The organism is Mycobacterium zoologicum (assembly GCF_020181635.2).
GTDB classification, from domain to species: domain Bacteria; phylum Actinomycetota; class Actinomycetes; order Mycobacteriales; family Mycobacteriaceae; genus Mycobacterium; species Mycobacterium zoologicum.
On the sequence record NZ_JAYJJS010000023.1, the window covers coordinates 21,785 to 40,501 of the forward strand.

The following is an 18,717-nucleotide window of genomic DNA, read 5'->3' on the forward strand; positions in this document are numbered from 1 at the left end:
ATCGCATAAAGACGCAATTCTTCCCGGCATCGACTTTCCCGCAATCGGCCCGAATTGCGAAGCCAAGACATGGATATTGCGAAAACAGTGACCCAGCCGATGCCAAAACGATGCCAAAACCAACTGACGCCGACGGGGCCCAATCTTCGGTCAAATCCGCAGGTCAAACGGCTGGATCGACCGAAAACAGGCCCCTTGGCGCACCGGATCGCGCCGCTTTTTACACGCCCAGGCTGCGCCCGATGATCTCCTTCATGATCTCGGTAGTTCCGCCGTAGATGGTCTGCACCCGGGAATCCATGTAAGCCCGCGCGATCGGGTATTCCCGCATGTAGCCGTAGCCGCCGTGCAACTGCAGGCAGCGGTCGATCAGGTGGACCTGCTTCTCGGTGGTGTACCACTTGGCCATCGCGGCCTGCTCCACGGTCAGCTGCTTGTCCAGGTGCAGCCGGACGAACTCGTCGACCATGATCCGCACCACGGTGGCCTCGGTGGCCAGCTCAGCCAGTACGAATCGGCTGTTCTGGAAGTTGCCGATCGACTTGCCGAACGCCTTTCGCTCCTTGGTGTAGGTCAGCGTCTGCTCCAGCGACGCCTCCATCGCCGCGGCGGCCATGATCGCGATCGAGATGCGCTCCTGCGGAAGGTTCTGCATGAGGTAGATGAAGCCCATGCCCTCCTGGCCCAGCAGGTTCTCCACCGGGACGTGCACGTCGGTGAAGGACAACTCGGCGGTGTCCTGGGCGTCCAGGCCGATCTTGTCCAGGTGGCGGCCACGCTCGAAGCCCTCCATGCCGCGCTCCACCATCAGCAGACTGAACCCCTGCGCGCCCTTCTCCGGGTCGGTCTGGGCCACCACGATCACCAGGTCGGAGTTGATGCCGTTGGTGATGAACGTCTTGGAGCCGTTGAGCACGTAGTGGTCGCCCTGGCGGACCGCGCGAGTCTTGATGCCCTGCAGGTCGCTGCCGGTGCCCGGCTCGGTCATGGCGATCGCGGTGATGAGTTCACCGGTGCAGAATCCGGGCAGCCAGCGCTGCTTCTGCTCTTCGTTGCACAGTTCCAGCAGGTACGGCGCGCAGACGTCGTTGTGCAGGCCGAAACCCAGCCCGCTGTAACGACCGGCGGTGACTTCCTCGGTGACGATCGTGTTGTAGCGGAAGTCCGGGTTGCCGCCGCCGCCGTACTCCTCGGGGACGGCCATGCCCAGAAAGCCCTGCTTGCCTGCTTCGAGCCAGACCGAGCGGTCGACGATCTTGGCCTTCTCCCACTCCTCGTGGTGCGGCGCGACGTGGCGGTCCAGGAACGCCCGGAAGGACTCCCGGAACAGGTCGTGCTCGGCCTCGAAAAGGGTTCGCTGGTACTTCACTGCGGCGCTCATCGCCTGACCTCCGGGATCGACGGAAACTTTCCGACGAGAATAGACCAACCGAGTGGTTGGTCGGACCGGCGGTCCTACCGCGCGTCCGCCCCACTTCGGCGAGGGCCGCCGCGTCGTGCGGGCCGCTGCGATCCAGCCGGAGCCGGGCCACGACGCCGCCGGGCGCCACCGCCAGCGGAACCGCGGCCCTGGCCCTTCGGCGACGCGGGACGCGCCGGAACGACCGGCTTGGGAGCGGGCATCCGCAGCGGGGCGACCTCGCCGACCAGCGCCTGAACCGGCCCGGAGTCAGCGCCGACCTGTACCGGCGCCACCGTGATGCCGGCCCGGCGCAGCAGCACCTGGGTGTCCTTGCGCTGTTCGGGCAGCACGACGGTCACCACATCGCCGGCGCTGCCGGCACGTGCGGTGCGCCCGGAGCGATGCAGGTAGGCCTTGTGCTCGGCCGGCGGGTCGACGTGCACCACCAGCTCCACCTCGTCGACGTGCACACCGCGCGCGGCGATGTCGGTGGCCACCAGCACCCGGGCCTCCCCGGTGCTGAACGCGGCCAGGTTGCGGTCACGCGCGGGCTGGGACAGGTTGCCGTGCAGGTCGACCGACGGGATCCCGGCCTCGGTCAGCTGCTTGGCGAGCTTGCGGGCCTGGTGCTTGGTGCGCATGAACAGGATCCGGCGACCGGTACCGGAGGCCAGCCGGTGCACCAGGTCCTTCTTGTCCTGGGCGCCCGCGACGTGAAACACGTGATGGGTCATGGCCGGCGGCGGCGCGTCCTTGCCGTCATCGACGGCGTGCGAGACCGGGTCGTGCAGGAAGCGCTGCACCAGCTTGTCCACCCCGTTGTCCAGGGTCGCCGAGAACAGCAGCCGCTGACCGGTGGCGGGGGTGGCCGCCAGAATCCGGGTGACGCCGGGCAGGAAACCGAGGTCGGCCATGTGGTCGGCTTCGTCGAGAACGGTGATCGCCACCGCATCCAGGCTGATCAGCCGCTGCTTCATCAGATCTTCCAGGCGGCCGGGGCAGGCCACCACGATGTCGACGCCGCCGTTCAGCGCGGTCTCCTGGCGACTCTGGGACACCCCGCCGAAGATGGTGGTGACCTTCAACCCGTAAGCAGCGGCAAGGGGTTTCACCGTCTCGGTGATCTGGCTGGCCAGTTCACGGGTGGGCGCGAGCACCAGACCCGACGGCCGGTTCGGACGCCGCCGAACCTCAGACAGCCTGGCCACCAATGGAATTGAGAACGCCAGTGTCTTTCCGCTGCCGGTCTTTCCGCGGCCCAGCACGTCACGGCCGGCCAGAGTGTCGGGCAGGGTACGCACCTGAATCGGGAACGCCGCAGTGAGCTGTTGGGAGTTCAGCGCTGCCACAAGAGGTGTGGGCACGCCGAGGTCGGCAAAACTAGTGGTCATGAATGTGGTGCCTTTCGGGCATCGGGTTGGGCGAGATTGCCGGTGGGCAAAATCGATCGCCGCGAGAAGAGCCTGTGCTGGATCGCACCGTTCGCCAGGATCTCCCGGCGAGAAAGCGTTCCACGACGTACTGGCGTCAATTCACACCAGCGTTGATGCGAGCTTAACCCACCGGGGCGCGGACTCCGAAACTCTTGTGACCGATCACACCCGGGCGAATTCCCGCAGGCTGGCAGCCAGTGCCACCGGCACCCGCGCGCGGATTCGGGTGCCGTCCGGCGTGTGTTCGGCGTGGGCGACCCGGCCGTGCTCATGTACCCGGGCCACCAGATCTCCACGGTGGTAAGGGATGACGACATCCACCGCGGTGTCGACCGGGGCCACCAGTTGACCCATCCGGCGACGCAGGGCGTCGATGCCGTAGCCGGTGTGCGCCGAGACGAACACCGCATCCGGCAGCGCACGGCGCAAGTGCGCCAGAGCCAGGTCCCCGGCGGCGTCGATCTTGTTGACCACCAACAGTTCCGGCGCCGGGCTGGCGTCCCGCTCGGCGATCACTTCCGAGATCACCTGACGTACCGCGCTGATCTGACTCAGCGGCGCCGAATCGGAGCCGTCGACCACATGCAGCAGCAGATCGGCGTCGGCCACCTCTTCCAGGGTGGAACGAAACGCCTCCACCAACTGGGTGGGCAGATGCCGTACGAAACCGACCGTGTCGGTCAACACGAAAGGTCGCTCATCGTCGAAAGTGCCACGGCGCGTAGTGGGTTCCAGGGTGGCGAACAACGCGTCCTGCACCAGCACACCGGCACCGGTCAACGCGTTGAGCAGGCTGGACTTTCCGGCATTGGTGTAGCCGACGATCGCCACCGAGGGCACGTCACTGCTCAGCCGGCGGCTGCGCTGGGTATCGCGCACCTGCTTCATCGCCTTGATCTCGCGGCGCAGCTTGGCCATTCGCTCCCGGATGCGGCGCCGGTCGGTCTCGATCTTGGTCTCACCGGGTCCGCGGGTACCCACCCCGCCGCCCGCGCCGCCGGCCCGGCCACCGGCCTGGCGTGACATCGACTCGCCCCAGCCGCGCAGCCGCGGAATCATGTACTGCATCTGGGCCAGCGCCACCTGCGCTTTGCCCTCGGCGCTGGTGGCGTGCTGGGCGAAGATGTCGAGGATCAGCGCGGTGCGATCGATCACCTTGACCTTCACGGCCTTCTCCAGCGCCGTCAGCTGCGCCGGGGACAGCTCGCCGTCGCAGATGACGGTGTCGGCACCGCTGGCCAGCACCATCTCGCGGAGCTCCTGGGCCTTGCCGGAGCCGATGTAGGTGGCCGGATCGGGTTTGTCCCGGCGCTGGATCAGTCCCTCGAGCACCTCCGAGCCGGCGGTCTCGGCCAGCGCCGCCAGCTCGACCATGCTGGCATCGGCTTCGGCCGAAGTGCCCTCGGTCCACACCCCGACCAGCACCACCCGCTCCAGGCGCAGCTGACGGTATTCGACCTCGGAAACGTCGGCGAGTTCGGTGGACAACCCGGCCACCCGGCGCAGCGCAGCACGGTCATCGAGTGCGAGTTCGCCGGCGCTGGGGATTTCGGGATAGCTCACTGCGCCGCCCACCACCCGGATGCGATCTCGCCCCGGGCGACCAGCTCCGAGGGGCCGCGCAGAAAGCTGGTGGCCTCGGTGACGGTGACGATGACCTGCCCGCCGGGAATGTCGACCCGCAGGGTGCCGGTCGACGCGCCGACGTGCGCAAGGGCGGCCACCGTCGCGGCCACCGTTCCGGTGCCGCAGGACCGGGTCTCCCCGACCCCGCGCTCGTGCACCCGCATCGACACCCCACCGTCGCGCGGTGCGGTCAGGATCTCCACGTTGACGCCGTCCGGGAACTGGGCGGCGTCGAATGACACCGGTGCGGCCACGTCCAGGGCGGCCAGGTCGGCGGCCGAGAAGTCTTCGACCACACACGCCAGATGCGGGTTGCCGACGTCGACGGCCAGCCCGGCGAAGGTCCGACCGCCGACGGTCGCTTCGAACGCCGGTCCCCCGCTCCCGAACTCGTTGGCCTTGCCCATGTCCACGGTGACCTCGGCCCGGACGTCGTCGGCGTGGTGCACCACCACCGGCCGTGCTCCAGCGCGCGAGCCGACCACGAACTCGTCCCTGGACTCCAGACCGGTGGCCCGCAGGTAGTGCGCGAACACCCGGACCCCGTTGCCGCACATCTCGGCGATCGAGCCGTCGGCGTTGCGGTAGTCCATGAACCAGTCGCCGACCGCCACTCCCTCGGGTAGCGCCTCGAGCACCCCGGCATCCACCAGCGCTCCGGCGGTGGTCACCCGCAGCAGGCCGTCGGCGCCCAGGCCGCGGCGCCGGTCGCAGAGCGCGGCCACCGCGGCGGGCGTCAGATCCACGTCGACACCCAGATCGGGCAGCACGACGAAGTCGTTCTGGGTGCCGTGGCCCTTGGCGAAATTCACTTGCTCAGGATACGTGCCGCCACGCGGCCAGCGCCGCGTCGAGCAGGCCGTCACCGGCGGCGTCGAGCCACTCGATGCGGTGATCCCGGCGGAACCAGGACCGCTGCCGGCGCACATAGCGGCGGGTGCCGATGAACGTCGGCTCGCGGGCTGCGGCTCCGTCGCCACCCGCGTCGAGGTCGGCGATCACCTGGGCGTAGCCCAGCGCCCTTCGGGCGGTGACCCCTTCGCGCAGGCCCACGGCCAGCAGCGCCTGCACCTCGGCGACCAGGCCCCGATCGAACATGGTGTCGGTGCGGGCGGCCAGTCGCTGGTCCAGAATGGCTGTGGCACAGTCCAATCCGATGATGACGGTGTCCCAGCGGGGGGCGCCGATGCTGGGGGCGGACGCGGCAAACGGCTTGCCGGTCAGCTCCACCACCTCCAACGCCCGCACGATCCGCCGGGCATCGGTGGGCAGGATGGCCGCTGCGGCGGCCGGGTCGGCATCGGCGAGCTCGGCGTGCAGCGCCGCCACCCCGACCTCGGCGAGCCGCTGCTCGTAGCGGCCCCGCACCGCCGCGTCGGTGGCTGGGAACGCCCAGTCGTCCAGCAGCGCCTGCAGGTAGAGCATCGAACCGCCGACGATCACCGGTACGGCACCGCGGCGCGCGATCGCCTCCACGTCGGCGGCCGCGGCCTGCTGGTAGCGGGCGACGGTCGCGGTCGCGGTGACGTCGAGGACGTCGAGCTGATGATGCGGGATGCCGCCGCGCTCTGCCCGTGTCAGCTTGGCGGTGCCGATGTCCATGCCGCGGTAGAGCTGCATGGCGTCGGCATTAACAATCTCGGCTGATCTCCCCAGGTTCTCGGCGAGTTGCAGGGCCAGGGCCGATTTGCCGGTGCCGGTGGGCCCGACCACCGCGATCGGTCTCACGGCTGCCAGACGCCGACGAAGTAGCCGACACCGTAGGGCGCGTCCCGGTAGAGCTGGGTGGCGCTACGCGGCGAGCCCCCGGCCAGCCCGGCCAGTGCGGCGAACCCGGCTCGGCCGATGATCGAGGCCGGCAGTCCGATCAGGGCGCCGACGTCGCCGCCGGTCAGTGCGTCATCGAGGGCGCGCTGCGCCTCGACGTCGGCCGGACGGTGGCCGCCGGGTGCGGCGGCGGTCAGGGTGTTGGCGCCGTCGGCCACGACCAGCACCCCGATCGGCTCGGGCGCCAGGTCGATCTCGGCGCGCACTCGACGGCCCGCAGCGAATGCGACGTCGGGATCGGCGTGGGCGTGCACCACCACTTCAGCGTCCAGCCGGGCCTGACCGCGCATCCAGCCGGCGACCAGCGCGCACAACGGCAGGTCGACCGGTCGGTCGGCATCGCGCGAGAGCTGCACGGCCACATCGGCGCCGAATCCGGCAAACGTACCCACGCTGTCGGGTCCGTAGACCGCATCAGCCCCGGTGCCGAAGGCCACCCACCGCTGTGGCAGGGCCGCGACGGCGGCCAACGCCGCGGTCCGCAGCTCGGCCGCCTCGGTCGCGACGCCGGCCAGCTCGGGCACCAGCACCGGCGCCGACGGCACGATCGCTATCGGACCCAGCATGAGATCACAGCTAGCTCGTCACTGACGGCACCGGCGTTCCCCGGTCGGCGCCTCCGGCGTCGGCGACGATCGTGGCGGCCTCACCGCGGGCCAACGCGGCCGTCGCGATGACGATCAGAACCACCCCGATGATCACCGCGACATCCTCGATCCCGCCGGCGTTGATGTGCTCGTTGAGCAGCAGCACGCCCAGCACGCTGGCCACCAGCGGCTTGGCCACGGTCATGGTCGGCATAGAGGCTGTCAATGCGCCTGCGCGGAACGCCGACTGCTGGAAGATCATTCCGGCCAGGGTCGCCACCAGCCAAGGCACCACCACGGGCGACTCCAGCGCGTCTTCCAGGCCCTCGGCCTTGACCAGCTCCACGAGGACCTTGGTCAGCAGCGCGAACACCGCCAGCGAAGCGCCGGCCACCACGGCCAGCAGGACCGCGGCCGCCGGCCGGCCCTTGAACTTGCGGGCGAACAGCACGCAGCTCAGCAGGACCGCAGTCAGCACCACCGACACCACGATCCAGGTGGTCGCCGGCGCGTGTTGCTTGCCCTCTGTCGGGTCGCCGACGATCACGACCACGGCCAGCGCGCCGGCCAACACGATCGCCCACATCCATTCCCAGTTGCTGACCCGGCGGTGGGTCAGCCAGGCGTACATGGGCAGCGCGAACAGCAGTGCGGTCACCTGCAGCCCGGTCACCAGCATTACCGAACCCACCGCCAATGCCGCCGCCTGCAGGGCGTAGTTGGCCACCGCCGCCGCACCACCACCCCACCACCGGGGGTCACGCAGCGACAGCCAGAACAGTCTCAGGTGGCCGACCTGCTGGTCGGTGATCTCCTGAGCGGACCGCTGACGGATCACGTCGCCGATCGCGGACGCCAGTGCGGCGCACAACGCGAGCAGCGCCGCTATGAGATTCCCTGTCGACATTCCCGCCCTTCCAACCGGCGCCACAATACCCGCCGGGCTCGCGATAACCGTGCAGCCGCTAAACGCCGGTGGGCACCGGATCGGCTCCACTGGCGGCCTCATCACGCGAGAGCACCGCGACGGAACAGACCAGGACGGCCACTGCCAGCGCCAGGATCAGCTCGGCCCCGTGGCTGGGTCGCAGCACCTCACCGAGCAGCACCATGCCCAGCGCGGCGGCCACCATCGGTTCCAGCACCGTCATCGTCGGCAAGGACACCGTCAGCGCCCCGGCGCGGAACGACGACTGCTGGAAGACCATCCCGGCCACCGCGACCGCCGCGCACGCGTAGAGCTCCGGTGAGGCCAGCAGCGGCCGCAGACCGTGACCGATCAGCTCGACCACCCCCTTAGTCAGCACCGCGACGATGCCCCACGAGGTGGCCGACAGCACCGCGAGCAGCACCGCCGCAACCCGCCCGCCGTACATTCGGGCACCCAGCAGACACAGCACCACCACCGGCCCCAGCACTGCGAAGACCCAGAACCAGGTGAGCAGCGAAGCGTGGGCCTGGCCGGCCGTGGGGTGGCCGACGGTGATGATGACGGTCTCCGCCGCGACCAGCAGCGCCGCCCACAGCCAGACCGACCGGCCCAGCCGCCGACCGGACTGCCGCGCGCTGATCGGCAGGGCGAACAACAGGGAGGTCACCAACAGCGATTCCACCAGCAACACCGACCCCAGTCCGAGCGCGGTGGCCTGCAGGCCGAAACCGACTACCGCGACCAGGCTGCCCGCCCACCACCGCCGGTCGGCCAGCAGTCGGGCGAACAGCGCGATATGGCCGATCGACTCGTCGCCGACCGACTGGGCGCTGCGCTGGTGGATCACGTCGCTGATCGCGATGAACAGCGCCGCTCCCAGAGCGAGCAGCACGGCGATGGTCTCTTTGGCCATGGCCGGCCTCCTGAAGGTGCTTCACAGATGCGATGGGACACGCTACCGCCGCGGCCGGGAACTGCTTCAATACCCTTAGGCAGTTTGAAGGCGCCGCGGTGCGCGGCAGATGCGCGATGTCTGCGCGAAGGGTTAGGTGACGACGCATGACCACGGACGGGACCACCGACAGCGGTTCGCCCACTCCCACGCCACGCCCGGGGCCTCGTCCCGGCCCTCGTCCCGGCCCTCGTGTCGGCCCCAAACCGGGGGCTCGGCCGCAGGTCGTCAGCCCACCGACCGCTGATCCGCACCGGTTCGGCCGTGTCGACGACGACGGTACGGTGTGGCTGATCACCTCCTCCGGCGAGCGGCAGATCGGCTCCTGGCAGGCCGGTGACCCCGACGCCGCGTTCGTGCACTTCGGCCGGCGGTTCGACGATCTGAGCACCGAAGTCACCCTGCTCGAAGAGCGGCTGGCCTCCGGAAGCGGCGACGCCCGCAAGATCAAGGCGTCCGCGGCGGCGCTGGCCGAGTCACTGCCGACCGCCAGCGTCCTCGGTGACGTCGATGCACTCGCCGCGCGAATCGCAGCGGTCAGCGAGCATGCCGTCGCGGCCGCCGCGGAAAGCCGGGCGCACCGCGATGAGCAGCGCGCCGAAGCCACCGCGCGCAAGGAGGCGCTGGCGGCCGAAGCCGAGGAACTGGCGGCGAATTCGACCCAGTGGAAGTCCGCCGGCGACCGGTTGCGAACCATCCTGGAGGAATGGCGCACCATCACCGGGCTGGACCGCAAAACCGACGATGCGCTGTGGAAGCGTTACGCCGCGGCCCGCGACGGCTTCAACCGGAGGCGCGGTTCGCACTTCGCCGACCTCGACCGCGGCCGCGCCGGGGCCCGCGAAGACAAGGAACGGCTGTGCAAGCGAGCCGAGGAACTGTCCAGTTCCACCGACTGGTCGGCCACCAGCGCGGTGTTCCGGGAGATGCTCACCACCTGGAAGGCGGCCGGGCGGGCGTCCAAGGACGTCGACGAGGCGCTGTGGCAGCGGTTCAAGGCCGCCCAGGACACGTTCTTCTCCGCCCGTAACGCCGCGAACGCCGAACGCGATGCCGAGTTCGAAGACAATGCCACCGCCAAGGAGGCCCTGCTCGCCGAGGCGGAGCGGATCGACCCGGCCAATCAGAATGCCGCCCGTGCGGCGTTGCGGTCGATCGTCACCAAATGGGATGCGATCGGCAAGACACCCCGCGAGCGTTCCGCGGACCTGGAGCGGCGACTGCGCGCGGTGGAGAAGAAGGTGCGCGACGCCGGTGCGGCGGCCGACGCCGCCGTGGTGGACCCCGAGGCCGAGGCCCGGGCTGCCCAGTTCCGTTCTCGCGCCGAACAATTCGAGGCTCAGGCCACCAAGGCCCAAGCCGCCGGCCGGGACAAGGAGGCCGCGGAGGCCGCTGCCAGCGCAGCGCAGTGGCGGGAGTGGGCGCAGGCCGCCGAGCAGGCGCTGGGCAAGCGCTGACTTCAGGAGTTCTTGCGGCCGTCCGGGTCGTCTGGGTCATCTGGGCCGTGTAAGCCGTCCAGCAGGTTTTTCGAGTGCAGCTCGACGGTGTTGCGCCGCCGCTCAGCCTCGGCGGCCAGTTGCAGCGCGGTGCGCGACCACACCACGCGGGCCCAGTGGAAGGTCAGCACGATCAGCGTGATCCAGGCCAGGATCAGTCCGATGCCCGGCCCCGGATGGCCCTGCGCGACGGTTTGGCGAGACCACACCGCCAGCAGCCCGGCCGCGCTGGCCACCGCCGAACCGGCCAGCGCCACCCAGGCCACCGCCCAGCGCCGGGTCACCATCGCCAGCAGGGAGAACCCCACTCCGAACACCAGCGCCAGCCACATGAACACCCGTGACGGCAGCGTCACCATGGCCTCGTCGGCGCCGTTGCCGGCCATCAGCACGTCCCAACCGCGAACACTTCCGGTGTGCGGCAACAGAAACGACGCCACCAGCACGAACACGCAGATCAAGACGACCAGTCCCCTGCCGCCGGGGTCGATCTCGCCTGCCACCCGGCGCTCGGCGGCCTCGATGTCGGCCCGGTAGGCGTCGAAGTCGCTCACGACGCGGCCCCCGGCATCTTCGGCATGCCCAGCCCGACACCGGGCGGCGGGCCGGCCAGGCTGTCGCCGGCCCTGGTGCGCCGATGGTGCAGCAAAGGCCCGTCGGCCAGCAGGTGATGCGGCGCCGCTCCGGTCACCGTCGTGGTGACCACGTCGCCCGGGCGCACCTGCGACGCACCCGGGGCGAAGTGCACCAGTCTGCCATCGCGGGCGCGACCGCTCATCCGCGCCGTCTGGGCGTCCTTGCGGCCCTCCCCGACTGCCACCAGAAGCTCGACGGTGCGGCCGACCTGTGCCTTGTTCTCGTCCCACGAGATCTGTTCCTGCAGCTCGATCAGGCGGTCATAGCGTTCCTGCACAACCGCTTTGGGCAGCTGGTCGGGCAGTTCGGCCGCCGGTGTACCGGGCCGCTTGGAGTACTGGAAGGTGAACGCGGCCGAGAAGCGGGCGGTGGCCACCACATCGAGGGTGTCTTGGAAGTCCCGCTCGGTCTCACCGGGGAATCCGACGATCAGGTCGGTGGTGATCGCCGCGTCCGGGATGGCGGCCCGAACCCGCTCCAGGATGCCCAGGTAGCGCTCGGCGCGGTAGGAGCGGCGCATTGCCTTCAGGATCGCATCAGAGCCGGACTGCAGCGGCATGTGCAGGGCCGGACAGACATTCGGTGTCTGCGCCATCGCCTCGATGACGTCGTCGGTGAACTCGGCCGGATGCGGGGAGGTGAAGCGGACCCGTTCCAGGCCGTCGACGGTGCCGCAGGCCCGCAGTAGCGCGGCGAACGCGCCACGGTCGCGTGGCAGTTCCGGATCGGCGAACGACACCCCGTAGGCGTTGACGTTCTGGCCCAGCAGCGTCACCTCGACCACGCCGTCGGCGACCAGCGCGCGGATCTCGGCGAGGATGTCGTCGGGACTGCGGTCGACCTCACGGCCCCGCAGGGACGGGACGATGCAGAACGTGCAGGTGTTGTTGCAGCCCACCGAGATCGACACCCAGGCCGAATAGGCCGAGTCCCGGGCGGCGGGCAGCGACGACGGGAACTCGCGCAGCGCCTCGACGATCTCCACCTGAGCCGTCCGATTGTGCCGTGCCCGCTCCAGCAGTGCCGGCAGCGAGCCGAGGTTGTGCGTGCCGAACACCACGTCGACCCAGGGGGCCCGGCTCAGCACTCCGTCCTTGTCCTTCTGGGCCAGGCAGCCGCCGACAGCGATCTGCATATCGGGGTTGCTGCGCTTGTTCGGCGCCAGGTGGCTGAGGTTGCCGTACAGCTTGTTGTCGGCGTTCTCACGCACCGCGCAGGTGTTGAACACCACCAGATCGGCATCAGCGCCCTCGGCAGCCCGGCGGTAACCGGCGGACTCCAGCATGCCGGCGATGCGTTCGGAGTCGTGAACGTTCATCTGACAGCCGTAGGTGCGCACCTCATAGGTGCGAGTCGGTAGCGTCGTCGCACTCACCCGGCCATGGTACGGCGCTGCTGGGTAGGCTCATAACCCATGACCAGCGGCGGAGCCAATCCGGTGCCGATGATCGCCATCCGAGACGTGAACAAGCACTTCGGTGGCCTGCATGTCCTCAAAGACATCACCCTCGAGGTGGCCTGCGGCGAGGTGGTGGCGATCCTCGGCCCGTCCGGCTCGGGAAAATCCACCCTCTGCCGCACCATCAATCGGCTCGAGACCGTCGACTCCGGCCTCATCACCATCGACGGCGAACCGCTGCCCGCCGAGGGCGCGGCGCTGGCCCGACTGCGCGCCCAGGTCGGGATGGTCTTCCAGTCCTTCAATCTGTTTCCGCACAAGAGTGTCCTGGACAACGTCACACTGGCTCCGATGAAGGTGCACAAGACCCCCCGCGACCAGGCTCGGCTGCGGGCGATGGCACTGCTGGAGCGGGTCGGCGTGGCCGATCAGGCCCACAAGCACCCCGCCCAGCTCTCCGGCGGGCAGCAGCAGCGGGTGGCGATCGCCCGCTCGCTGGCGATGGACCCCAAGGTGATGCTGTTCGACGAGCCCACCAGCGCGCTGGACCCGGAGATGATCAGCGAAGTCCTGGACGTGATGACCACGCTGGCGCGCGACGGGATGACGATGGTGGTGGTCACCCACGAGATGGGATTCGCGCGCCGCGCCGCCGACCGGGTGGTGTTCATGGCCGACGGCGCCATCGTCGAGGACGGCTCCCCCGCGGAGTTCTTCGACAGCCCGAAATCCGTTCGCGCCCAAGAGTTTCTCACCAAGGTGATCGGCCACTGATGCGGGCTCTGCACCTTCTGGCCCGGGTCTGCGCCGCGCTCGCGGCGCTGGCCGCTCCGATCACGGCCTGCACCGCCCACGACAGCGGAAGGATCACCGTCGGAGTTAAATTCGACCAGCCCGGCCTGGGCGTCAAGGAACCCGACGGGACGCTGCGCGGGTTCGACGTCGACGTGGCCCGCTACGTCGCCGGGCGGCTGGGTTATCCGCCCGATCGCATCACCTGGATCGAAGCGCCGTCCGGCCAACGCGAGACGCTGCTGCGCAACGGCCAGGTCGACTATGTGGTGGCCACCTACTCGATCACCGACAACCGGCGCCGCAAAGTCGACTTCGCCGGCCCCTACCTGCTCACCGGGCAGTCACTGCTGGTGCGCACCGACAACACCGACATCACCGGGACATCGTCGCTGCAGCACCACAAGAAGCTGTGTTCGGTGTCGGGCTCCACGCCGGCGCAGCGCATCAAGGACCGCTACCCGGGCGTGCAGCTGCAGCGCTACGACACCTACTCGGCCTGCGTGGAGGCATTGCGCAACAACGCAATCGATGCGGTGACCACCGACGACGTGATCCTCGCCGGCTATGCCGCCCAAAGTCCCGGAGCGTTCAAGCTGGTGGGCGAGCCGTTCTCGGCGGAGAGCTACGGGATCGGGGTGCGCAAGGGCGACGACGCGCTGCGCACCCAGATCAACAATGCGCTCGTCGAGATGGAGAGCGACGGTTCGTGGCGGGCGTCGTTCGCGGCCAACTTCGGCGCCGCCGGGTTCGCGGTTCCCACCCCTCCGCCGATCGATCGATGATGTTCGCCCAGAATCGCGGCCAGTTCCTCGAGGCGTTCACCGTCACCGTGGAGTTGGCGGTGCTGTCCGGCTTTTTCGCGCTGATACTCGGCACCGGTCTGGCCGCCATGCGGCTGGCTCCGGTGCCGGCCCTGCGGTGGCTTTCAGGCTGCTATGTCCACCTGGTCCGCAATACGCCGCTGACGCTGCTGTTGCTGTTGTGCTCGTTCGGCCTGGCCCAGACCCTGGGGGTGACGCTGGTCGATTCGCAGTCGCCGACGTCGATCGATGACAGCAACTTTCGGCTGGCCGTGCTGGGACTGAGCGTCTACACCGCGTCTTTCGTGTGCGAGGCGGTGCGTTCCGGGGTCAACACGGTGGGGATCGGGCAGGCCGAGGCGGCCCGCTCGCTAGGGCTGAGCTTCACCCAGAACCTGCGGATCATCTTGCTGCCCCAGGCTTTTCGCGCCGTGATCATCCCGCTGGGCTCGGTGCTGATCGCGCTGAGCAAGAACACCACGCTGGCCTCGGCGATCGGTGTCGCCGAAGCGGCCCTGCTGATGAAGTCGATGACCGAGAACACCGCGGCCCTGCTCGCGGTGGGTGCGGTGTTCGCGGCCGGCTTCGTGGTGCTCACCTTGCCGCTGGGCTTGCTGTTCGGCTATCTGGGCCGGCGCTGGGCGGTGACGCGATGACGCCCGCCGCGACGGTGCTCTACGACGCCCCCGGGCCGCGGGCCCGGGCTCGCCATCACGCGCTGACGGTGATCGCGCTGCTAGCCGCGGCCTTGTTGATCTGGGTGCTGTATGCGCGGCTGGCGGCCAAGGGCCAGTTGACCGCGGAGAAGTGGACGCCGTTTCTGACCGCCGACCTGTGGCGCACCTACGTACTGCCCGGAGTGGCCGGCACCCTGACGGCCGCGGCGTGGTCGATAGGGCTGGCGCTGATCCTGGGTGTCGGGTTGGGGGTCGGCCGGCTGTCGCACATCGGTCCGGTGCAATGGACCTGCGCGGTGCTGGTCGAGTTCTTCCGGGCCATCCCGGTGCTGATCATGATGATCTTCGCCTTTTTCGTCTACGGGGCGCTCGGGCTGTTTCCGCCGCAGCAGCTCGCGTTGGCCGGGGTGGTCACCGGCCTGACGCTGTACAACGGCGCGGTCATCGCCGAGATCGTCCGGGCCGGGGTGTTCGGTCTGCCAGGCGGACAGTCCGAGGCGGCCGCCGCGCTGGGGCTGGGCTGGGGAACCTCGATGCGGCTGGTGCTGCTGCCGCAGGCCGTCACCGCGATGCTGCCGGTGCTGGTGTCGCAATTGGTGGTGGTGCTCAAGGACACCGCGATCGGTTACCAGATCACCTACGTGGAGATGGTGCGCCAGGGCACCGTGGTCGGCTCCCAGTACCGCAACTACCTGCCCGCACTGTTGGTGATCGCGGCGCTGATGATCGCCGGAAACCTGGTTCTCTCGGCGGCCGCGACCGGGCTGGAGCGACGGCTGCGCCGGGCACGTCACCGGGCGCTGGAGGCGGCCGCCATCGAGCCCGAGGGCACCCCCGGGGCCCGGGTTCGTTAGGCGGTGCGCGCGGTCGGCTCGGCGTCTAGAGTCGGTGCCGACAGCTACCGATGAGGAGACTTCCATGGCTATCACCCCCAAGGACGCGTTCAACGCCGCCCGTGACATCGCCGCGCACGCCGTTGAGAAGGCCTCCGACATCGTCGAGGACGCCGGCGACATCATTCGCGGGGACATCTCCGGTGGCGTCAACGCGATCGTTCAAGATTCCATGGAGATCGCCACGCACGCCGTCGAGCGGACCAAGGAAGTGTTCACCGGACAAGACGACGCCGACGAGGCCGAGGACGCCTGAGCCTCAAACCCGGCGGCGCTCCTGTTCGGCAGCAAGCTCGTCGCGGACCACGTCGTAGGCCATCGACGGGTTGTAGCCGCGGCGAGCCAGCATCGCCACCAGCCGCCGGGTGACACGAACGTCGTCCTCGCCAAGGATCTCCCGGCGAAGCTTGGCCTGCACCAGCTGTTCGGCCCGGGCGCGCTCGGCGCCGGCGTCGATACCGGCCAGCGCCCCGGCGATCACGTCCTCATCCACGCCCTTGGTACGCAGCTCGGCGGCCAGCACCTTGCGGCCCTTGCCCGCGTGTTCGCGCCGGGAGCGCACCCACTGCTGGGCGAAGTCCGCGTCGTCGATCAGGCCGGCCTTCGTCAGCCGGTCGAGCACCCGGGTACTGACGTCATCGGGGTAGCCCCGTTTGGCCAGCTGTCCGGCGAGCTCGGCACGGGTGCGGGCCCGCACGGTGAGCAGGCGAAGGCACAGTGACTTCGCCTGCTCCTCACGCTTGGGTTCGTCAGACTCAGAAGTCGACGGGAGCGGGCAGGACGTCATCGGTCAGCTCAGCGGTCAGCACGGCGCCGATACCGAGCTTCTCTTTGATCTTCTTCTCGATCTCGTTGGCCACGTCGACGTTCTCCAGCAGGTAGTTTCGGGCGTTCTCCTTGCCCTGCCCGAGCTGTTCGCCGTCGTAGGTGAACCACGAGCCGGACTTGCGGATGAATCCCTGATCCACACCCATGTCGATCAGCGAGCCCTCGCGGCTGATGCCGCGGCCGTACAGGATGTCGAACTCGGCCTGTTTGAAGGGGGGCGAGCAGTTGTGCACCACAACCCCTTCCGCGACGAGGTTGTGCAATTCCTCGACCTCGATGTCGAAGGTTCGCGCTCGCTTCATCGGCAGCACTTCACGGATCACCGAGTACCGCAGTTCGTCGGCCAGCACCTCACCGAGGAACTTGTCTTCCAAGGCTTCCGCCAGCGCCTGCACGCGGTCCCGGCGCAGCCGGCTGGAACCCAGTACCTGCTTCATGCCGCCGCGGGGGTCGCCGGCGCCGTCTCCGATCATTGCCGCGGCCTCTTGTGCCGTCACACCGCGCTCATCGAGGTAGTTCAGCACGGCAGTGGCAACTTCCGCCGACAGATAGACCGCCTGAGACCCGCGGCGCCGCCCACGCATGGCTTCCGGAATGGCGTTCGTGAGAGCCGTACCTCGCGGGCCCCACATCGGAACGGCGTCGGCGAAGGCCGCGATGTTCTCCATACCTGCGACCCGGACTTCGAATACCTGACGCTTGGACTGCACCCGTCGCCCGTCGATGATACTGGGCCGCTTCTGGGTCGGATCGTAGTCTCGGACGGTGCTCACGATGCCGAATCGCAGGAGCAGCCAATGGATCTGGTGCGCGAGCTGTTCGGATGTCGTCGTGTAGCCGACCCGCAGTGCACCGGTCTGCTCCCGGCTCACCCAGCCGTCGCTCTCCAGCAGGCCGAACAGCAAGTTCCCGACGACATCGGCACTGACGTCCGGCTCGAAGAACCAGGCGGGAATCGTCTTCTCCCACGCTAGCTTTCCGTGAATACCGGCCCGCCGGCACAGGTCCAGAACACCGTTGGGTTCACCGGGCCGATGGCTGATCGCCAATGAGATCCGCCCCTGCGGATGGGCGGCACAACCGAGCGTCGCCGCGATTCGGGTCGCGTCGTCGATCAGCGACTGCTGGATGTTGATGAAGTTGACGGGAGTCTTGCCGCCCACATAACCGTCGCCGATCAGATACCCCAACAGCCGGGCGTGATCCGCCGGAATCGGCTCGTTGTCGCCGAATCCGTCGAAGCGACGCGGCTGCGCCACCCGGTCTCCCGCGCGAAGCTCCCCCGCCTGACGCCAGCCGTGTTCCGTCAGGACCTTGTGATCGGGCGTTGCCCAGAGCGTGGCGCCGCCGGCGATCTGCAAGCCGACCACATCCTGGGTTCCCTGGTCGAACCAGGACACCACCGGCCGGACATGCAATGTTCCGTCCTTTGCCGCAGCCGCGACGTGGATCTGCCTGCGCTCGTCGACGACGTCCTCGATTCGATGCGTTGCGCCGGTGACAGGGTCGAAGATTCGGGTTCCTTCGGCAAGACACTTGTTCTTGACCACCTTGACCCGGGTGCGGTTACCGACCGCGTCGGTGCCGTCCTTGAGCGTCTCGATTCTCCTGACGTCCAATCGAACTGAAGCGTAGAACTTCAAAGCCTTTCCGCCCGTGGTCGTTTCGGGCGAGCCGAACATCACTCCGATTTTTTCCCGCAGCTGGTTGATGAAGATAGCGGTGGTGCCCGAATTGTTCAGTGCGCCAGTCATTTTCCGCAGCGCCTGGCTCATCAGCCGGGCCTGCAGGCCGACGTGACTGTCCCCCATCTCGCCCTCGATCTCGGCGCGCGGCACCAGGGCGGCCACCGAGTCGATCACCAGGATGTCCAGCGCTCCGGAGCGGATCAGCGTGTCGGCGATCTCCAGTGCCTGCTCACCGGTGTCGGGCTGGGACACCAGCAGCGAGTCGGTGTCCACCCCGAGCTTCTTGGCGTACTCGGGGTCCAACGCGTGCTCGGCGTCGATGAACGCCGCGATCCCGCCGGCGGCCTGGGCGTTGGCCACCGCGTGCAGCGCCACCGTGGTCTTGCCGGAGGACTCCGGGCCGTAGATCTCGACGACCCGGCCCCGGGGCAACCCGCCGATGCCCAGCGCGACATCGAGTGCGATCGACCCGGTCGGGATGACTGTGATCGGCTGGCGCACCTCGTCGCCGAGGCGCATTACCGAGCCTTTGCCGAAGTTCTTGTCGATCTGGGCCATCGCCAGTTCGAGTGCTTTTTCGCGATCGGGGGCTTGCGCCATGATGCCTCTCCTGTGGTTCGGTAGTCCGGTTGACCGGGTATCGGTCGATTGGCCGTGACGCTAGTAGCGGGGTCCGACAATCCGCCGAACTCCATCCACAGTAGGCGAACGCGTGTTCGAATCAAGTCAGGCACGCGGCGTGTCGGT

General features: G+C 68.7%; 18 protein-coding genes. 6 read left to right on the plus strand and 12 right to left on the minus strand.

Annotated features, from left to right (window positions below; genetic code table 11):
• Window positions 1-220: 220 nt before the first annotated feature.
• The 8 genes from K6T84_RS17460 to K6T84_RS17495 form a co-directional block, all read right to left on the minus strand.
• On the minus strand, window positions 221-1,381 hold the full coding sequence (locus K6T84_RS17460; protein ID WP_225400251.1) for an acyl-CoA dehydrogenase family protein: 1,161 nt from the start codon (window positions 1,379-1,381) through the stop codon (window positions 221-223).
• Window positions 1,382-1,455: 74 nt separating this feature from the next.
• A complete protein-coding gene (locus K6T84_RS17465) occupies window positions 1,456-2,793 on the minus strand; it encodes a DEAD/DEAH box helicase (RefSeq protein WP_225400252.1) in 1,338 nt (445 codons plus the stop codon).
• Between the two features lie 204 nt (window positions 2,794-2,997).
• A complete protein-coding gene (hflX, locus tag K6T84_RS17470; RefSeq protein WP_224860981.1) occupies window positions 2,998-4,398 on the minus strand; it encodes a GTPase HflX in 1,401 nt (466 codons plus the stop codon).
• Window positions 4,395-5,273 carry a diaminopimelate epimerase gene (gene dapF / locus K6T84_RS17475; protein ID WP_225400253.1) on the minus strand — a complete coding sequence of 293 codons (879 nt, stop codon included), beginning with the start codon at window positions 5,271-5,273 and terminating at the stop codon, window positions 4,395-4,397. The genes hflX and dapF overlap by 4 nt, the downstream gene beginning before the upstream one ends.
• Window positions 5,274-5,277: 4 nt before the next feature.
• The gene (gene miaA / locus K6T84_RS17480; RefSeq protein ID WP_224860986.1) at window positions 5,278-6,189 is read right to left on the minus strand and encodes a tRNA (adenosine(37)-N6)-dimethylallyltransferase MiaA; all 912 of its coding nucleotides are present in this window, start codon (window positions 6,187-6,189) and stop codon (window positions 5,278-5,280) included.
• On the minus strand, window positions 6,186-6,854 hold the full coding sequence (locus tag K6T84_RS17485; RefSeq protein WP_224860988.1) for a class III extradiol ring-cleavage dioxygenase family protein: 669 nt from the start codon (window positions 6,852-6,854) through the stop codon (window positions 6,186-6,188). The genes miaA and K6T84_RS17485 overlap by 4 nt, the downstream gene beginning before the upstream one ends.
• Before the next feature lie 10 nt (window positions 6,855-6,864).
• Window positions 6,865-7,782 (minus strand): DMT family transporter, encoded by a 918-nt coding sequence (locus K6T84_RS17490; protein ID WP_224860990.1) that lies wholly within the window; start codon window positions 7,780-7,782, stop codon window positions 6,865-6,867.
• 58 nt (window positions 7,783-7,840) lie between these two features.
• Entirely contained in the window at window positions 7,841-8,719 is an 879-nt protein-coding gene (locus K6T84_RS17495; protein WP_224860992.1) for a DMT family transporter, read from the minus strand.
• 146 nt (window positions 8,720-8,865) lie between these two features.
• Here K6T84_RS17495 and K6T84_RS17500 point away from each other — a divergent pair, with 146 nt between their 5' ends.
• Window positions 8,866-10,215 carry a DUF349 domain-containing protein gene (locus K6T84_RS17500; protein WP_225400254.1) on the plus strand — a complete coding sequence of 450 codons (1,350 nt, stop codon included), beginning with the start codon at window positions 8,866-8,868 and terminating at the stop codon, window positions 10,213-10,215.
• Window positions 10,216-10,217: 2 nt separating this feature from the next.
• Here K6T84_RS17500 and K6T84_RS17505 read toward each other — a convergent pair whose 3' ends face one another.
• Window positions 10,218-10,808, minus strand: coding sequence for an Rv2732c family membrane protein (locus K6T84_RS17505; RefSeq protein WP_224860996.1), 591 nt, complete (start codon window positions 10,806-10,808; stop codon window positions 10,218-10,220).
• Window positions 10,805-12,265, minus strand: a complete 1,461-nt coding sequence (miaB, locus tag K6T84_RS17510) for a tRNA (N6-isopentenyl adenosine(37)-C2)-methylthiotransferase MiaB (protein WP_224860997.1) — start codon at window positions 12,263-12,265, stop codon at window positions 10,805-10,807. Before miaB ends, K6T84_RS17505 begins: the two co-directional genes overlap by 4 nt.
• A gap of 39 nt (window positions 12,266-12,304) precedes the next feature.
• On the opposite strand from miaB, the gene K6T84_RS17515 reads away from it, so the two are divergent.
• From K6T84_RS17515 to K6T84_RS17535, 5 genes are all read left to right on the plus strand, one after another.
• On the plus strand, window positions 12,305-13,063 hold the full coding sequence (locus tag K6T84_RS17515) for an amino acid ABC transporter ATP-binding protein (protein WP_304621265.1): 759 nt from the start codon (window positions 12,305-12,307) through the stop codon (window positions 13,061-13,063).
• Window positions 13,063-13,866, plus strand: a complete 804-nt coding sequence (locus K6T84_RS17520) for a glutamate ABC transporter substrate-binding protein (RefSeq protein WP_224860999.1) — start codon at window positions 13,063-13,065, stop codon at window positions 13,864-13,866. Before K6T84_RS17515 ends, K6T84_RS17520 begins: the two co-directional genes overlap by 1 nt.
• Complete coding sequence (locus K6T84_RS17525; RefSeq protein ID WP_225400255.1) at window positions 13,863-14,540, plus strand: amino acid ABC transporter permease; 678 nt, start codon at window positions 13,863-13,865, stop codon at window positions 14,538-14,540. The genes K6T84_RS17520 and K6T84_RS17525 overlap by 4 nt, the downstream gene beginning before the upstream one ends.
• The gene (locus tag K6T84_RS17530) at window positions 14,537-15,415 is read left to right on the plus strand and encodes an amino acid ABC transporter permease (protein ID WP_225400256.1); all 879 of its coding nucleotides are present in this window, start codon (window positions 14,537-14,539) and stop codon (window positions 15,413-15,415) included. The genes K6T84_RS17525 and K6T84_RS17530 overlap by 4 nt, the downstream gene beginning before the upstream one ends.
• A gap of 64 nt (window positions 15,416-15,479) precedes the next feature.
• Entirely contained in the window at window positions 15,480-15,710 is a 231-nt protein-coding gene (locus tag K6T84_RS17535) for an Rv1893 family protein (protein ID WP_224861006.1), read from the plus strand.
• A 3-nt stretch (window positions 15,711-15,713) separates the two neighbouring features.
• Here K6T84_RS17535 and recX read toward each other — a convergent pair whose 3' ends face one another.
• Window positions 15,714-16,241 (minus strand): recombination regulator RecX, encoded by a 528-nt coding sequence (gene recX / locus K6T84_RS17540; protein WP_224861008.1) that lies wholly within the window; start codon window positions 16,239-16,241, stop codon window positions 15,714-15,716.
• Window positions 16,210-18,570: an intein-containing recombinase RecA gene (recA, locus tag K6T84_RS17545; RefSeq protein ID WP_225400257.1), complete on the minus strand. Its 2,361-nt coding sequence runs from the start codon at window positions 18,568-18,570 to the stop codon at window positions 16,210-16,212. Before recA ends, recX begins: the two co-directional genes overlap by 32 nt.
• Window positions 18,571-18,717 lie beyond the last annotated feature (147 nt).

Excerpts from the sequence above, each read along its gene's own strand:
- recX (WP_224861008.1), bottom strand. The coding sequence starts at position 16,241 with ATGACGTCCTGCCCGCTCCCGTCGACTTCTGAGTCTGACGAACCCAAG.
- K6T84_RS17500 (WP_225400254.1), top strand. The coding sequence starts at position 8,866 with ATGACCACGGACGGGACCACCGACAGCGGTTCGCCCACTCCCACGCCA.
- K6T84_RS17465 (WP_225400252.1), bottom strand. The coding sequence starts at position 2,793 with ATGACCACTAGTTTTGCCGACCTCGGCGTGCCCACACCTCTTGTGGCA.
- K6T84_RS17495 (WP_224860992.1), bottom strand. The coding sequence starts at position 8,719 with ATGGCCAAAGAGACCATCGCCGTGCTGCTCGCTCTGGGAGCGGCGCTG.
- K6T84_RS17485 (WP_224860988.1), bottom strand. The coding sequence starts at position 6,854 with ATGCTGGGTCCGATAGCGATCGTGCCGTCGGCGCCGGTGCTGGTGCCC.
- K6T84_RS17460 (WP_225400251.1), bottom strand. The coding sequence starts at position 1,381 with ATGAGCGCCGCAGTGAAGTACCAGCGAACCCTTTTCGAGGCCGAGCAC.
- K6T84_RS17530 (WP_225400256.1), top strand. The coding sequence starts at position 14,537 with ATGACGCCCGCCGCGACGGTGCTCTACGACGCCCCCGGGCCGCGGGCC.
- K6T84_RS17490 (WP_224860990.1), bottom strand. The coding sequence starts at position 7,782 with ATGTCGACAGGGAATCTCATAGCGGCGCTGCTCGCGTTGTGCGCCGCA.
- K6T84_RS17520 (WP_224860999.1), top strand. The coding sequence starts at position 13,063 with ATGCGGGCTCTGCACCTTCTGGCCCGGGTCTGCGCCGCGCTCGCGGCG.
- K6T84_RS17515 (WP_304621265.1), top strand. The coding sequence starts at position 12,305 with ATGACCAGCGGCGGAGCCAATCCGGTGCCGATGATCGCCATCCGAGAC.
- recA (WP_225400257.1), bottom strand. The coding sequence starts at position 18,570 with ATGGCGCAAGCCCCCGATCGCGAAAAAGCACTCGAACTGGCGATGGCC.
- K6T84_RS17525 (WP_225400255.1), top strand. The coding sequence starts at position 13,863 with ATGATGTTCGCCCAGAATCGCGGCCAGTTCCTCGAGGCGTTCACCGTC.
- K6T84_RS17535 (WP_224861006.1), top strand. The coding sequence starts at position 15,480 with ATGGCTATCACCCCCAAGGACGCGTTCAACGCCGCCCGTGACATCGCC.